At 62.0% G+C, this 15,109-nt stretch carries 16 protein-coding genes and 1 pseudogene; 16 read left to right on the forward strand and 1 reads right to left on the reverse strand.

Features of this window, described 5'->3' with window-relative positions:
* Nucleotides 1-13: 13 nt before the first annotated feature.
* Nucleotides 14-202 (reverse strand): annotated as a pseudogene (locus tag SOM39_RS10735) (integrase core domain-containing protein); the annotation flags it as partial.
* Nucleotides 203-346: 144 nt separating this feature from the next.
* On the opposite strand from SOM39_RS10735, the gene SOM39_RS10740 reads away from it, so the two are divergent.
* From SOM39_RS10740 to ntrC, 16 genes are all read left to right on the forward strand, one after another.
* Nucleotides 347-1,678, forward strand: coding sequence for a hemagglutinin repeat-containing protein (locus SOM39_RS10740; RefSeq protein WP_249833442.1), 1,332 nt, complete (start codon nt 347-349; stop codon nt 1,676-1,678).
* 22 nt (nt 1,679-1,700) lie between these two features.
* Nucleotides 1,701-2,996, forward strand: a complete 1,296-nt coding sequence (locus tag SOM39_RS10745; RefSeq protein WP_249833443.1) for a cytidine deaminase-like fold-containing protein — start codon at nt 1,701-1,703, stop codon at nt 2,994-2,996.
* On the forward strand, nt 2,993-3,415 hold the full coding sequence (locus SOM39_RS10750) for a DUF6911 family protein (protein WP_249833444.1): 423 nt from the start codon (nt 2,993-2,995) through the stop codon (nt 3,413-3,415). Before SOM39_RS10745 ends, SOM39_RS10750 begins: the two co-directional genes overlap by 4 nt.
* Nucleotides 3,416-3,465: 50 nt before the next feature.
* Nucleotides 3,466-3,924, forward strand: a complete 459-nt coding sequence (locus tag SOM39_RS10755) for a hypothetical protein (RefSeq protein ID WP_249833445.1) — start codon at nt 3,466-3,468, stop codon at nt 3,922-3,924.
* Nucleotides 3,925-4,135: 211 nt separating this feature from the next.
* Nucleotides 4,136-4,708 (forward strand): hypothetical protein, encoded by a 573-nt coding sequence (locus SOM39_RS10760; protein WP_249833446.1) that lies wholly within the window; start codon nt 4,136-4,138, stop codon nt 4,706-4,708.
* Nucleotides 4,709-4,870: 162 nt separating this feature from the next.
* Entirely contained in the window at nt 4,871-5,293 is a 423-nt protein-coding gene (locus SOM39_RS10765) for a hypothetical protein (protein ID WP_320458318.1), read from the forward strand.
* 814 nt (nt 5,294-6,107) lie between these two features.
* The gene (locus tag SOM39_RS10770) at nt 6,108-6,566 is read left to right on the forward strand and encodes a hypothetical protein (protein WP_249833448.1); all 459 of its coding nucleotides are present in this window, start codon (nt 6,108-6,110) and stop codon (nt 6,564-6,566) included.
* Between the two features lie 51 nt (nt 6,567-6,617).
* Nucleotides 6,618-7,199, forward strand: coding sequence for an imm11 family protein (locus SOM39_RS10775; RefSeq protein ID WP_320458319.1), 582 nt, complete (start codon nt 6,618-6,620; stop codon nt 7,197-7,199).
* Between the two features lie 391 nt (nt 7,200-7,590).
* The gene (locus tag SOM39_RS10780) at nt 7,591-7,920 is read left to right on the forward strand and encodes a hypothetical protein (RefSeq protein WP_320458320.1); all 330 of its coding nucleotides are present in this window, start codon (nt 7,591-7,593) and stop codon (nt 7,918-7,920) included.
* Between the two features lie 584 nt (nt 7,921-8,504).
* On the forward strand, nt 8,505-8,801 hold the full coding sequence (locus SOM39_RS10785) for a hypothetical protein (RefSeq protein ID WP_249833450.1): 297 nt from the start codon (nt 8,505-8,507) through the stop codon (nt 8,799-8,801).
* Nucleotides 8,802-8,967: 166 nt separating this feature from the next.
* Nucleotides 8,968-9,705 carry an N-acetylmuramoyl-L-alanine amidase gene (locus SOM39_RS10790; protein ID WP_320458321.1) on the forward strand — a complete coding sequence of 246 codons (738 nt, stop codon included), beginning with the start codon at nt 8,968-8,970 and terminating at the stop codon, nt 9,703-9,705.
* A 71-nt stretch (nt 9,706-9,776) separates the two neighbouring features.
* Nucleotides 9,777-10,949 (forward strand): murein transglycosylase A, encoded by a 1,173-nt coding sequence (locus SOM39_RS10795; RefSeq protein ID WP_320458322.1) that lies wholly within the window; start codon nt 9,777-9,779, stop codon nt 10,947-10,949.
* Nucleotides 10,950-10,959: 10 nt separating this feature from the next.
* A complete protein-coding gene (locus SOM39_RS10800; RefSeq protein WP_320458323.1) occupies nt 10,960-11,502 on the forward strand; it encodes a hypothetical protein in 543 nt (180 codons plus the stop codon).
* Between the two features lie 90 nt (nt 11,503-11,592).
* Nucleotides 11,593-12,528 (forward strand): HAD family hydrolase, encoded by a 936-nt coding sequence (locus SOM39_RS10805; RefSeq protein WP_320458324.1) that lies wholly within the window; start codon nt 11,593-11,595, stop codon nt 12,526-12,528.
* Nucleotides 12,529-12,600: 72 nt separating this feature from the next.
* Nucleotides 12,601-13,662, forward strand: a complete 1,062-nt coding sequence (locus SOM39_RS10810) for a two-component system sensor histidine kinase NtrB (protein WP_068848254.1) — start codon at nt 12,601-12,603, stop codon at nt 13,660-13,662.
* Nucleotides 13,652-15,100 (forward strand): nitrogen regulation protein NR(I), encoded by a 1,449-nt coding sequence (ntrC, locus tag SOM39_RS10815; RefSeq protein ID WP_320458325.1) that lies wholly within the window; start codon nt 13,652-13,654, stop codon nt 15,098-15,100. The genes SOM39_RS10810 and ntrC overlap by 11 nt, the downstream gene beginning before the upstream one ends.
* Nucleotides 15,101-15,109 lie beyond the last annotated feature (9 nt).

Consider the following 15,109-nt stretch of genomic DNA (forward strand, 5'->3'; position numbering starts at 1 on the left):
GTAGCAGGCGGGTTTAGAGTCCGTTGCTGATGTTATCTTTCCTCGCCGCCAACTGCGCGGCGTACTGGGCGGGTCTTTGCCCGCCAAACGCTCGCTTGGGTCTTTCTTCGTTGTAGTCGCGCCGCCAGCTTTCGATGCTGGTACGGGCATGAAGCAATGTCGGAAACCAATGCTCGTTGAGGCATTCGTCGCGCAGCCGCCCGACTAGTCAGGGCGTGCAGTTGTCGGCCGAGGGCAGCGCGCTGCTGCTGGCTACCAAGGACATCGAGTTCGACGTCGCCCACTGCATCGAAACAAGCACCAGCCAGAGCGGCGGCAAGGGCTGGGACCTGGCCCCGAAGCCAGCGTGGGCAGCAGCAAGTCCAACGCCGACAGCAGCACTTGGCAGAACACCGCCCTGACCGGCCAGAACATCTCGCTCAAGGCCGAGGGTGACACCACCCTGCGCGGCGCCACCGCAACCGCGGACCGCATCGACGTCAAGACTGGCGGCACGCTGACCATTGAATCGCTGCAGGACGTTGCCGAAAGCATGTCCAAGGACAGCCAGGTGGGCGGGCGCGTGCAGGTGTCGGTCGGCACCGCGTGGGATGCCAGCGGCTATGCCAGTGCGGGCAAAGCCAACGGCAGCTACAAGGGCGTTGGCCAGCAGTCCGGGCTGTTCGCGGGCGACGGCGGCTACCACGTAGACGCCGGACACGTGAACCTGGTGGGCGGCGCCATTGCCAGCACCAATGGGGCCAACAGTGAGCTGACCGCCGAGAGTTTCACCTTCACCGATCTCAAGAATGAGATGGACTACCGGACGAGCTCGGCAAGCATCAGTGGTGGGTACGGTGGCAAGCTCGGCGAGGGGGGCGCAAGCCAGAACGCGCCCGGCCAGTTCAAGGAAATTGGCAGCAACGTAGAAAGCCAACTGGTTGGCAGCCCGGGAGGCCCCAACTTCGGCGGTGGAATGCCGATAATCAGCAGTGGCAGCGACAGCTCCACCACCTACGCCACACTGACCGAAGGCAACATCACCATCGGAGGCAAGAAGGTCACCCCTGCCGAGCTGGGCGTGAACACCGATGCCAGCAAGGCGCATGAGGCAATCAGCAATCTGCCGGACCTGCAGAAGTTGATGCAGGAACAGCAGGCGATGTCGTCGGCCGCGGGTACGGTGATGGTTACCAGTAAGCAGATTGCGGGCGACGTCCTTACCTACAAGAGCAAGCAGGCGGCAGTCGCGTACCTCTCGGATTTGGAGAAAAGCGATCCGGAAGCCCACGCCCGCTATTTGGGGTTGGATAATGCCGGCAAGGAGGCATTCCTGTCTAAGCATAGCGCCGCCTACATCGACGCCCAGAAGTGGGGCATTGGAGGGGACTACAGCCGCGCTTTGGAGGCAGTGACAACCGCCATCGTCGGTAGCGTGGCCGGGCAGGGCAGCGGGCAGGTGGCAGCTAATGCGCTGGCACCTTACGCAGCCGAGTTCATTGGCAGCAGGTTTGACCCCAACCACGGGAAAGATCCGAACGCCACGATGCAGTTGATCTCGCATGCGTTGCTGGGAGCTCTGCTTGCTGAGGCTAATGCTGGATCAGCGGGCAACGGTGCCGTGGCGGCGGTCGGTGGTGAGTTGGCCGCAAAGTATCTCGCCCACGCTCTCTACGATACAGAGCCCGGGGGCGCTTGATGAGCAGCAGAAGCAGACTGTCTTGGCGCTCTCACAAGCAGTCGGAGCGCTGGCCGGCGGCCTAGGTGACGGTGGACTGGCAGAAGCCTCGCTCGGCGCGATGCTTGCCGAGAACTCAGTGAAGAATAATATTCTTGGCCCGAAGGACAGGGATCGCTTGCGCGATCTTCGGGAGAGGCGTGCCCAAGGCGAAAATCTGAACCAGCAGGAGTGGACGGAGCTCGTCCGTCTTGATGCCGGTGATCAGATGAGCGCAGGACTGCTTCGTAAGATTCAAGCTGGTGTCGAGCTGACGCCTGTTGAGCAGGCAAACTGGGATATCTACTACAGCACCTACGTATCCCAGAACGGCGGAGGCTTGACGCCCGGCGGTCAGGTGACCGGACAGCTATCTGGAACGGGTCCGGACACCGTAATCGGCTTCCCCTACGCAGGACTCAGCGTAGACAAGCATGCGTATTCGGATACAAACCTGACCTGGTTTGAAAGGTACATATACAGAGAGAAGACCAGCAACGAGAGCACCTACATGGAAGGACTGCTCAGGTCAGGCTTGGAAAGCTTCCGGTCAGAAGACTACCTTCCGACCAACATGGCTTGGCGCAGCTTCTTTGCGGTCCAGGATGCTCAGATAAACAGTGCGCTCGCGAGCGCCGCTTACCTTGCTGCAAGTGCGTCCGACATGAGTGAAGAGCGTCGTCGATCACTCACTTTGACAGTAGGGGGACTGGCAAATCTACTGGAGAACGCTGCGACGGTGAAATCTGGAGTTGCCCCTGTAACGGGGTCACTTGGCATCCGAAAGCCGCCGGCGGCCACCCCCTCTGAGCTGGAGGTGCCTCAAACAAATGCTCTTAGCCTTCCGCCTCAGAACGGTGGCGGTCTGTCGGACCGAATTGTCGTTCCAACTGTCACTGCCACGACCACCATTGGAGGAAGAACCTTCGTAGACTACAATCAGACTGCGAGAGAATTTGACCAAGGAAATTCCGGCATACCAACGCTGATAGCGGATCGCGTCGCTGCTCGATCAGAGAGGTCAGGCAAGGTGTTGCCCAATGGCAACATGGCGACGGCTCATGCAGAGATCGCTGTTATCCAGAAGGTGCATGATGCTGGGCTTGCGGTCGGTGCGGACATGAGCATCTCTGTCTCCGGAAAAGACGTCTGCGGATTCTGTAAGGGCGACATCGCTGCGGCGGCCCAGGCTGCTGGCTTGAATTCCCTTAGTGTCAGAGCGGTTGACAACAAGACCGGTCTACCAAAGACCTGCTATTGGACCCAGGGTATGCGCTCAATCAGAGAGAAGCAATCGTGAAACTAGCCGGATTCTACGTAAGTTCGGATGCTGCGCGCACGCAGCTGCCAGTTCGGAATGATCCTTCCAATGAAGAGATTGACGCTGCGCTGCAGCTATTTTCGGCAATGAGCGGAATTGTCAGCCTGAGTGAAGATCCCGTGCCTGAGGTCGGAGTCTACGAACTAGCACTATATGCAGACAGCGGAAACTTCATGCTTATGCTTAGTCGCTACACCGACGACGGAGATCACGAGGTAGATACCATCACAAATCCCACTGCGGGCGAAGGTGAGATTGAAATCCTTGGGGACCTGTATCAGCGATGCATGACGACACGTGACATCGAGCCGGTAAGAATGTGCTTTCATGAATTCGCCTCTACTGGAAACGTCCAATCGGCGTCGCTGAAACTTCACGAGGGTGCCGGCTCCCCATAACTTCGGCTACTTGATCGGTCAAGGTCAGGCCAACGAATGCCGTGGTCAGCATGGGTGAACTTGCGGCGCTGCGAAGTGCACTAAAGTCAAAGCCAGGCACTGGAGGCTTTAATGCGCTGCTTGAGCAGATGATCGTTGATGCTGTCAGTAGTCCTGCGGGGCTTGGCGACAGCGGCATGCAGTCCATCTCGCGAGGCGGACCGAAGGGGATCCCCGGTTCTGGAGAGGGCGTCGGCACGCTCCACCCTGTCGCGGGAAAATTCACCAATCGACAGTTGCAGGATGCGGTCGACGCTCTCCACGCAGTTCTCGGGTCTCCATCTGTACGCGCGAGGAAGGTGACAACCGTCTCGGTCACTCCGGATGGTAAAGTGATCATATCCAACAACAATTCCGTTCCGTCGATCGCACAGCAGAAGCTGGCTCGGGAGATCTTTGGAGACAGCGTCATATTTGTCAGAGGGACAACACGGACAAATGCGCCAGGCGAGAAGGGTAATCACGCCTAACGTCGAGGCATGCAGGCAATTGAGAACCCGGCGGAACCCTACAGGCATCGAGTCACTACGCTTGCGGAAGTTGTGAGGGAGCGCAAGCCGAAGCTGGAGTTCGCAACGCGACCGGCGCTGCTTCCCAGAACGGAGGGAAAGTGACCCGTCCGATCAATCCTCCAGAAACGCCCTCAAGGCTCCATCCGCGCCCACGAAAGAGAACATCAGAATGATCGATTTGTATGACCAATACATTGAAAATCTGACCAAAAGACTTGCGTCCCTGGATCAAGATTCCGGGGTCGCAGTAATGCTGTCTGCGTGCGAGCGGATGTTCTTTGTGATTTCTCGCCCCGATACTCGCGACGCTTGTGATCCATCTCGCCTGAGAGACTTGCTGGACGCCATGTGGGACCGCAAGCCTATGAAACCCATGCAGTTATCCGTCCCAGACGAGTTCGAACTGGAGTCTCTGGCTGATGAGCTGGTAGTCATGGCGACAGATTCGATTCTGATGACAAAGGAAGCGCTGGGTGAGCAAACCATCCCGCCGGAGAGAGTTCTGATGATCGCAGTCGAGCTCGCAAATGCGGTTGACGCCGCTCAGGACCCTGACGGAAAAAGTGATGCTGGATCTCTGGATGCGTTCCTTAGGGACCCGCAATCGTGCGCCTCAATTGAAGCGGCGCGTCAATATCATGACATTGCAGATATCGCTGTGACTCGTTTCCGTGCCGATGCATGGGCAAGTCTCAGGGCAAGGGCGATCCATCAGGACATCACTCGCGGGTTGCCGCTCTAAGGTTATCAATGGCAGCTGTTGCAGGTTGACCTGAGCGTCGCCAAGGCTCCAGTGCTGGACTCGGCGGAGAAGAACGAAGGTTGATACGCTTCACATCGTTATGAAGGATGGCAATGCAATTACGTTGAACTCCCGCATGCGTCCCCCTAGTGAGTAAGGCAGATGTCAGAATTCAATTGCATATTTCTTCGTCGTGAAGTGGATCGGTCCCCCGAGCTTTCCCGGTACGCGGAAAGCTTCCTGAACTATTCCGCCGCGGAGTGGAACAAGGGCGGCGGAGACTGCGTCTTTAGCTACATAGAAGATGGACTTTCACTTGCAGTCCTCGTAGTTCTGCATGACGGAAAGGGTCGAATGTCTGTTCGATACGATCTTGCTAGGGGGAGGAAGGCCTACTACTCCATTGGAAGCAAGGATGAGATGAACACAATTGTGGATGTCGGTGACGACCGGTTCGTTCCTCTTGGCTCCTTGGTCTCACCCCTGACCGCATGGCATGCGGTAGAGGACTTCTTTGTTAAACCTCTAGAGATGCCCGGCAGACTCCACTGGATGAATGCCGAAGAGATTGTTTGGCCCGAGTAGGAGCTTCTTCAAGGGTGTCGAGAATTGCAAAGTAAAAGATCCAATCATCAATGTCGGTTGGGTACAACCTCAGATGCCGGTGGGCCAGGAACAACGTGCGTGCGAAATCGCTGGCTCCATTACCGGCCAGGGGGCGCAGCTCTCGGCAGAAGGTGATAACGGGGGTCGCCCCGAAATCATCACTTTCAACAATTCACCGGGTGGCCAATGACTCGCGCGGACAATGATATCTATCCCGATATAGCTTCCATCTTGTCGGAAGCTCCGCCAATCGGTGAAGCTCAGATGGTGATGAGTGCCAAACTTACACCGGAATCAGATGCATGCAGGCTTACGTACGATTCGGTTAAGGGCGCTGGAGAAAAGAGCTGGCTTGCACCGGGAGCGAAAGTTAACTCGTCTTTGATGGATCTACTCGTTGAGCTGCGAAATTGATCTGTTGCTGCCGGCTTGACGGCTGATCGTGCACCTTGGAGCGGTTGTGAGTTCACATTGGATCTCTCTACCGAGCGGATTAACGTTCAACCTTCTTACGATTGATCTGGAATCGTCGCAATAGCCAGGGCGAAGAGGCAAGGCTACCGGGCACGTAGTCGCGCAACTAGGTTGGTCTAGTGGGCACCCGCGCAGGCCGGCGCGTATGTGTACGCCCAAGGCCGTGTGTTCAGCCACGGCTCCAAGTCGGGCGGCGGCACGTGCTCGTTGCGCTCCAAGACACGGTGGACACCCAGAACGCCAGAACACCCAGTCCAGCAAGTCCAGTGGCTTCTCGATGGCTACAATAGGTACTTGTGTGGGGCTTTGGAAGTTTTCGATGGCCGATGCCGAAGCAGGGCGAAGAATGATGAGGTTGGAAACGTTGTCTGAGGATTTGATGATCCGATTGAGGCAGGCGTGCCCTTCTCAAAGAAGGATTGCCGCACTGGCGGCGTGTGCTTATGCAGTCGAGTATGCGCAGGTGCACGATAGTGCCGTGCTCTCCGTTCTCGGCGAACTGAACTCAGCGCGCGGCGTTGCAGCTTCTGCGATTGAGAAGGTTAAGACACTCTTGGAACAAGCCGACAAGCAATACTTCGACCTCCATGACGCCAGTGACTCATCGGAAGACATCGGTTGCCTCGCGGCATTCAGCAGGGCTCGCGCCTTGTCAGCAATGCTGTTTGTGGTCGAGGAAGAGTCGCTACGTTCGTCGTCTGAGGCGATATACGAGGCAGTCTCAGCTGTGGACGATGCTAGCGCCATTACTCTTCGAGTCGTTTCCGCTTTGGTCTGATCGCTAGTGGGGGGGCGAGGAATTGGCTACAGTTGCCGACAGGGAGGTCGTATGGAGCGCTACTTGATGCGGGCGGACTTGGCTATCCTGGACCGATGGGTTCTGGGCGATGTGAGTCACATCAACAATTGGCACCTGATCGAACCGCCGGTCAACTTCATGGAGCCCGGTAGCTATAGCCTCTCGGTCACGCACCCTGGGCGCGAGGTCGACTATTCACTGGCTGGATACGCAAGTGCCCCGGTTGTCAGTGAGAGGCTCTTCAGTGCATTGAGGGGTTTGGCCGAGGTCGACGAGCCATATGAGAACGTTGTCTTCGAGCCTGTAACTATCGTAGGGCAGGAAACGGATCATAAATATTTTCTCATGATTGTTGAGACACAGGTCGACTGTATCGACGAGGCGCGTTCAGAGTTCGTCAGGTTCGACGACGGCGATGTGGCAAGGCCAGACTCGGCTGGACAGATTCGAGCGTTCTTCAAAATGACCTTGGACGAGGATAGGACAGAATCGCGGCACGTGTTTCGATTGAAGGGTTACCCAAGCGCATTGATCGTCAGCGATGAAGTGAAGCGGCGTATCGAGGCTGCCGGTGCGGTGGGTCTTAGCTTCGAGCGGGTCAGCGGACACTGAAGCGCGACGCCCGAGTGAGCCTCTCAATGTCCGTAGTCAAAAGATGCTTCTGGGAATTCGCGGATCGTGGCGAAGTCTCTCCCGGCGAGCTGGATCTTTCGTAGCTGTCAGCAGCTATTCCGGCGCCGAGGCAGGCGTCGGCGTATCGGTCGGCGCGCAGACCGGCGTCTTGGCGCTTTCGTCTAAAGCCGCGCCTGTAAGCCGCTCAATGATCAATTTGCCCGATATCGCGAGCGCGCCAATTTTCCATCTTGGAGATTTGTAGTAATGAATGGAACGGTTCTTCCAGCGTGGTTGCATTCAATCGTATTTGCAGTGTTATCGGTCTACATGTTCATGCTTTGGGCTGGATTGAAGCGCGACTCCCTGAGTGAGGCGCAGAAGCGTTTGGTTGAACGCATTGAAGTACTTCGGTCGCCGGGCGCGGCCCTATCTGGGGGCTGCCTGTTTCTGGCTCTCGCAGTCGGCAATGCCGTTTGGGCTTATGGGTACCGGTGGTGACCGTTCCCAGCGATGCGACGCACATGTCTGGATCCTCGACTATGCCAATGCTCTCGCACCGCAACTTCACAAATGGCGGATCCACGATGAAACGGGGCCGAATACAGATAACATCGGCTCTGAGGTCAACTCCTACAAGCTGCCGTGGATACCGGGCGCACCGCCCGCCAAGTGCTGGCCGTCCATAATCGATGGAAAGAAATTTGAGGTTTGTCAATGAGTGCTTGGAACCTGCATGCCAGGATGCTTGCAGTGCCACTGAGCACTGCAGTGGCCAGTGGCATGTTCTTTCTGATCCCTGTCAAGTCCTCGAGCGGAACGTCGGTGCATGGTGCACTGCCTGTGTTGGGCATTTTCCTGATCATAGGTGCCATCATTGGCTTGATCGTGGGATGTCCACTTGTCTTGCTGGTCGACGGCATTTTCCCCAGATGGCGCCCCAGGTACATTGTTTTTGGCGCGGCCGGGGCTTTGGTGGGCTGGCTAGTCCTGGACGGTGGGTTCGCGCGCGGCGCCTGGGAAGCAATATGGTCCAATCCAAAATTCTGGGTGGACTGGGCACCCAGGCGACTCATCCTCTTCTCGCTCATCGGCGTAATGAGCGGCCTTCTTTACACCGCGTTTGTGCGGTTCATTGATCGCGCAATCCCTCGTGACACCAGGTAGCTCGTGGAATGCGCCTTGCGCAGCCGCTGGCCACGTGGCTGCCCGCCCCAATCCAAAACGTGCGCAACCCGGCGAGCATCGTGTTGCGCTACGATTTCTGCCCGCTCGCCACGACTATGCATCCTTCCAGGCAGCCCAATGAAGAGCCTGATCAACATCGTCTACTACGTCGGCTGGATTGCGTGCGCGGCGCTGTTCCATGCGGTGGCCTACAACAGATACACGTCTGGAGCCCTTGGCCTGTTTGACGTCTACGATCTGAACCCGGAGCGTGCGCTGCAGGTTGTTCAGGCAGGCGTGGTGGTGCTGTTGATCCAGACAATGGCGATCATCATCAGGATCACCGATTGGAGGAGGGCGCGAATCCTTGAGATTGCACTGGCCCTCCTTGCATGGCTGCCATTCCTCTATAACCTGTCGTTCGTTCGGGGTTGAGAAGGAAGAAAGTTCAGGGCCACGGGGAACGCACGGCGTCGTTCATCACCCGCGCAAGCACGTGGACCCCAATCTGCACGGGTGGGATTTCGCGATCCAGGACTCGCATCCTCGTCGTGAGGCCAGGACCCGCGCAACCCGCTCTCGAATCAAGCACAATCGGGTGATGCGCCAAGTCCGCCACCCGCTCGTGCTGCTCGCCACCCTCCTGCTCGCCGCGTGCGCCAGCACCGACGTGCGCAGCCCGCTCGCCACGTGGGTGCCTTCGCCAAACCACAACGTGCGCAACCCGGTGATCATCGTGTTGCACCACACCGACCAGGACAACGTGCAGCAGAGTCTGCGCACGCTGCGTACCGCCAATAGCGGTGGCCGGGTCAGCTCGCACTATCTGGTGGGTGCGGATGGGCACATCTATCAGCTGGTCGCCGACAACCGCCGAGCCTGGCATGCCGGCGGCGGGCGCTGGGGCAGCATCAGCGATCTCAACTCGGCCTCGATCGGCATCGAGATCGACAACGACGGCAGCAGCCCGTTCGCGCCGGCCCAGATCGCCGCGCTGATCCGTCTACTCAACGATGTCTGTACCCGCCTGGACATCCCGCGCCGCCAGATCATCGCCCATGCCGACCTGGCGCCCGCACGCAAGCAGGACCCCAGCCGCTACTTCCCGTGGCAACAGCTGGCCGAAGCAGGTTTCGGGCTGTGGCCGCGCGCCAATGATGGTCCCGCTCCGGAAGGCTTCGATCCGTGGCTGGCGCTGGAGGCTTTCGGCTACCCACTGGACGACCGCGCCGCCGCCGCCGGCGCCTTCCACCGCCGTTTCCGTGGCCGCGACGACCTGCCGCCCACCCTCGACGTCGAGGACGCCCGCATCCTGCATTCGCTGCTCCTGCAGCGGTAGAGCGGCCGGTTGGTCCGCTGCTTCAGCAACCCCCTACAATCAATCGCTGATACCGCCCAGAACGAGCATCCATGAAGGCCAAGCGCATCACCGCTGCAATCAGGCACCCTGCCTTGACCCTTCTAGGTCTGTCCCTGCTCACCGCCTGCAGCGTCAGCACTCCCAAGTCCGATGCGCCGCCGTCTGCAAGTCCCGCCACCTACGCAAAGGCGGACTGGAAAGCGCTCCCCGCGGTCAGCGACAGCGACCTGCAGGCCGGCTTCAGTGCCTGGCGCAGCGCCTGCCCGCGGCTGAAGAGTGACGCCACCTGGGCGCCCACCTGCGCGGCGGCTGCCAACATCGCCAACACCCCAACGGCCATCCGCCAGTTCCTGCAGGACCATCTGGAGGTCTATTCGCTCCGTGCCGGCGGCCACCGCGCCGATGGCCTGATCACCGGTTACTACGAGCCGGTGTACAGCGGCACCCTCACCCGCACTGCCAGGACGCCCGTACCGGTCTATGGCGTGCCGACCGACATGGTCAGCGTGCAGCTCGATGAGCTCTACCCCGAGCTCAATGGCAAGCGCCTGCGCGGCCGCGTGGATGGGCGCGTGCTTCGCCCCTACGACGACGCAGCAAAGATCTCCGCCAAGGGCGTCAACGCGCCCGTGCTGGCCTGGCTGTCCAACCCGATGGACCTGCAGTTCCTGCAGATCCAGGGTTCCGGCCGCATCCGCCTGGACGACGGCCGCCAGCTGCGCATCGCCTACGCCGACCAGAACGGGCATCCCTACCGCCCGATCGGCCGCTGGCTGGTGGCGCAGGGCGAGCTGAAGAAGGAAGACGTCACCATGGACGCGATCCGCGCCTGGGCCGATGCGCACCCGCAGCGCGTGACCGAGCTGCTGGCCAGCAACCCCAGCTATGTGTTCTTCACCAAGGGGCCGGACGGCGACGAAGGCCCGCGCGGCTCGTTGAACGTGCCACTCACCGCCGGCTACAGCGTCGCGGTGGACCGCACCGTGGTGCCACTGGGCAGCCTGCTGTGGCTGTCCACCACGCGCCCTGATGGCAGCCCGGTGGTGCGCCCGGTGGCCGCGCAGGACACCGGCGGCGCCATCGCCGGCGAAGTGCGCGCCGACCTCTACTGGGGCACCGGCGACGCCGCGGGCAAGTTGGCCGGAGACATGAAGCAGAAGGGCAACCTGTGGTTGCTGTGGCCCAAGGGTGCAGCACTGCCCCACACTCCCGTCGGCGGCTGAGGACACCCACATGGCAATCTGGTACATCGTGGTCGGGGTGATGGTCCTGGAGATCGTGCTGCAACTGGCTTGGAGCCCGTTCTACTTCGGAACGGGCATCCGCCTGTTCAACGAGCGGATTCCCGCCACCGCGGAGATGCGCCACCGACTGGTGCTGAACTGCCTGGAGCGCGACGTGGCCACGTCGGACTGGATGCCGATGGTATTCCGTCCACTGCCGGATGGCCGCATGGCATTCCGCGAAAGCTTCTTCACCAGCTTCACCGGGCGCTACTACCCGGTAATGCGCGGCCTGGTGGTGGTGGACGCCAGGCGCAACCAGGTACGGGTGGAAGGTATCTGCAACTGGATGACCCTGGCCATTGCGTTGCTGTGCGTGGCCATGCCGATGGTGGCCGCCTCCACCTGGCCGATGCTGATGATGCTGGGGTTGTTCGTGTACTGCTACTTCATCCAGCGCCGCCGCTACCACGCGGTTGCCGAGGCCCTGCGCGAACAGATGCGTGTGGAGCTGCCGGAAGCGATCATGGCGTTGAGGCGCCGCACCCAGTAGAACTACTGCGCCCGGCGCAGTGATTCTGCGCAGGTAGCCGCCGCGCGCCAGGGCTAGCATTCCAGCTTCAAGCCCCGTCGAGTCATACCCATGCACGAAGGACTGCTCAAAAGCTGGAACGCCGGCGCCACGCGCCAGGCCATCATCGCCTTCGTCGCACGGGTCACCCTGGAGGACGGCCCCGACTACGTGCCGCCGGCCGCACGGATCGCCGTGTTCGACAACGACGGCTGCCTGTGGTGCGAAAAGCCCACGCCGATCCAGGCCGGCTTCCTGTTGCGCCGCATTGCCGAACAGGCTGAAGCAGACCCGGCGCTACGTGACCGGCAACCCTGGAAAGCCGTTCACGAAAAGGACCAGGCGTGGCTGGGCGATGTCATCACCAAGCATTACGAGGGCGATGACACCACGCTCAAGGAAATGGCGGCCGGCCTGCTTTCGGCCTATGCCGAAGATGACGTGGAGTCGTTCGCCAGCAAGGCCGACCAGTTCCTGCGCAGCGAGGAGAACCCGGTGCTGAAACGCCCCTACCTGAAAACCGCCTACGCGCCCATGCGCGAGCTGCTGCAGTACCTGGAAGCCAATCAATTCACCAACTACATCGTGTCCGGTGGCGGACGCGATTTCATGCGGCCGATCACCCGCGAGCTGTACGGCGTTCCGCCCGAGCGCGTGGTCGGCACCACCGTCGCGCTGCAGTACCGCGAAGAAGACGGCATCGGCAAGCTGGTCCACACCTCGAAACTGGAGGTGTTCGACGACGGCCCGAACAAAGTGGTGCGCATATGGAGCCGCATCGGTGCGCGCCCGATCTTCGCTGCCGGCAATTCCAATGGCGACATCCAGATGCTGCAGTTCGCCACGCAGGGAAAGGGCGCGTCGCTGGCGTTGCTGGTTACCCACGATGATGACGAGCGGGACATTGCGTACACCTCGGGCGCCCAGAAGTCGGTGGCGCTGGCGAAGGAGCGCGGGTGGCCGCTGGTCAGCGTCCGGGAGGACTGGGCGAAGGTGTTCGTGGATTAGCGGCGGGCTGCGTGGCTGCGTGGTCCCGGACGGAAGGCGAAATAGACCCTCGTTTTGCACTACATTGGTGCAATGACCCCCGCACCACCGTCTCCGTCCCTCGAAGTCCTTGGCACCCCGGTCGCCTGGGCCGATGCTGAAGGCCGCGTCGCCGGCTGCAATCCCGCCTTTGCGCGCTGGCTGGGGGTAAGCGTGCGTCGCCTGCTCGGCCAGCCACTGGCCTCGCTGGAGGTACAGGGCGAGGCGCTGGCCCACTTCCTGGCGCGCGGCGAGCGCGACACCCTGCGCCTGCACCGCCTGGCCTTGGCCCTGCCCGGGGAGGCCCCGCGCTTCGCCGAGGGCTGGCTGAGCCGGCATGAGGAAGACGGCTGGCTGCTGGAAGCGCACCCGGTGGATGAATTCCCCGGGCTGGACCCGACCCAGGCGCTACCGAGCGCACTCAGTGCCGCCCTCAAAGGACTGGCCCACGAGCTGCGCAACCCGCTGGCCGGCCTCAAGGGCGCGGCCCAGCTGCTGGCCCGTCGCAGCGCCCAGCGCGACCCGGAAGAGCGCGAGCTGATCGAGCTGATCGGCTCGGAGATTGAACGCCTGAACGGACTGCTGGAACAGCTGCTGTCGCCGGCGCCGGCCGCGCCGCATGCGCCCCTCAACATCCACGCCTCTCTGGAGCGCGTGCTGCGCCTGGCCGAAAGCGAAGGCGGCTGGGCGGTGCGCCTGCAGCGCGATTACGACCCCAGCATTCCCGAATTCGACGGCGACGCCGACCGTCTCACCCAGGCGATATGGAACCTGGTGCGCAATGCGATCCAGGCCGGCGCCGGTACCGTCACCCTGCGCACCCGGGTGGAACATGGCGTGCGCATCGGCGACCAGCTGCAGCCGATGGCGCTGCGCCTGGAGATTGCCGATGACGGCCGTGGCGTGCCCGAAACGCTGGCCGAGCACCTGTTCCTGCCGCTGGTCAGCGGCCGCGCCGAAGGCACCGGGCTTGGCCTGGCGCTGGCCCAGCAGGTGGCGCGCGAACACCGCGGCACGCTGACCTACCGCTCGCGCCCGGGGCATACCGTATTCACCGTGCATCTGCCGATCGGGCAGGGCACCCCCGCTGCCGAGGAGACCGCGCATGGCGGATGACAGCCAAGCCACCGCCCAGCGTGTCTGGGTAGTGGATGACGACCGCGCGGTACGTTTCGTGCTGTGCACCGCGCTGCGCGATGCGGGCTATGCGGTGGAAGGCTTTGATGGCGCGGCGGCGGCCTTGGAGATGCTGGCCAGCCAACCCGCCCCGGACCTGTTGTTCACCGATGTGCGCATGCCCGGCGATGATGGCTTGGTGCTGCTGGACAAGCTCAAGGCCGCGCACCCGCAACTGCCGGTGATCGTGATGTCGGCCTATACCGATGTGGCCAGCACCGCCGGTGCGTTCCGTGGCGGCGCGCAGGAGTTCCTGTCCAAGCCGTTCGATCTGGACGATGCGGTGGCCCTGGCCCAGCGCGTGCTGCCGGAGCCGGACACCACCCTGGTCGAGCCCAGCCTCCCGTCAGTGGAGTCCGCGCCTGACCAGCGCCCGCAGCTGGTCGGCGACACGCCGGCCATGCGCGCGCTGTTCCGCGCCATCGGCCGCCTCGCGCAGGCGCCGCTGTCGGTGTTGATCAACGGCGAAACCGGCACCGGCAAGGAACTGGTGGCGCATGCGCTGCACCACGAATCGCCGCGCGTGCAGGGCCCGTTCGTGGCACTCAACACGGCGGCCATTCCCTCCGAACTGCTGGAAAGCGAGCTGTTCGGTCATGAGGCCGGGGCGTTCACCGGCGCGCAACGGCGGCACGTGGGCCGCTTCGAGCAGGCCGATGGCGGCACGCTGTTCCTGGACGAAATCGGCGACATGCCGCTGCCGTTGCAGACCCGCCTGCTGCGCGTGCTGGCCGAGGGCGAGTTCTTCCGTGTGGGTGGGCGCGAATTGATCCGGGTGGATGTACGGGTGATTGCGGCCACCCATCAGGACCTGGAAACGCTGGTGGCGCAGGGCCGCTTCCGCGCCGACCTGCTGCACCGGCTGGACGTGGTGCGGCTGCGCCTGCCGCCGCTGCGCGAGCGCCGCGATGACGTCGCCCAGCTGGCCGACACCTTCCTGGCCGCCGCGGCGCGCAAGCTGGACACGCCACCGAAGCGTCTCACCGCCGCTGCGCTGCAGGCGCTGCGCGAGCACGACTGGCCGGGCAACGTGCGCGAGCTGGAAAACGTGTGCTGGCGCATGGCCGCACTGGCCGCCTCCGACACCATCGGCGTGGCCGATGTGGACAGCGCGCTGCATCGCGGTGCCGGGCCGCGCACCCGCACGCAGGGCGACCCCAGCCAGTGGGAAGCCATGCTGTCAGCGTGGGCGCGCCAGCGCCTGGCCGAGGGCGCCGAAGGCCTGCATGCGCAGGTGCGCGACCGGGTGGACCAGGCGCTGCTGGAGGCGGCCCTGCAGATCACCCACGGCCGCCGTGCCGAAGCCGCCGCGCGCTTGGGCATGGGCCGCAACACGCTGACCCGCAAGCTCGGCGCCGGGCGCCGGCGCGGCGGATGAATCCCTGTC

This window comes from Stenotrophomonas sp. CFBP8994, assembly GCF_034044835.1.
In the GTDB taxonomy this organism is placed as follows: domain Bacteria; phylum Pseudomonadota; class Gammaproteobacteria; order Xanthomonadales; family Xanthomonadaceae; genus Stenotrophomonas; species Stenotrophomonas rhizophila_A.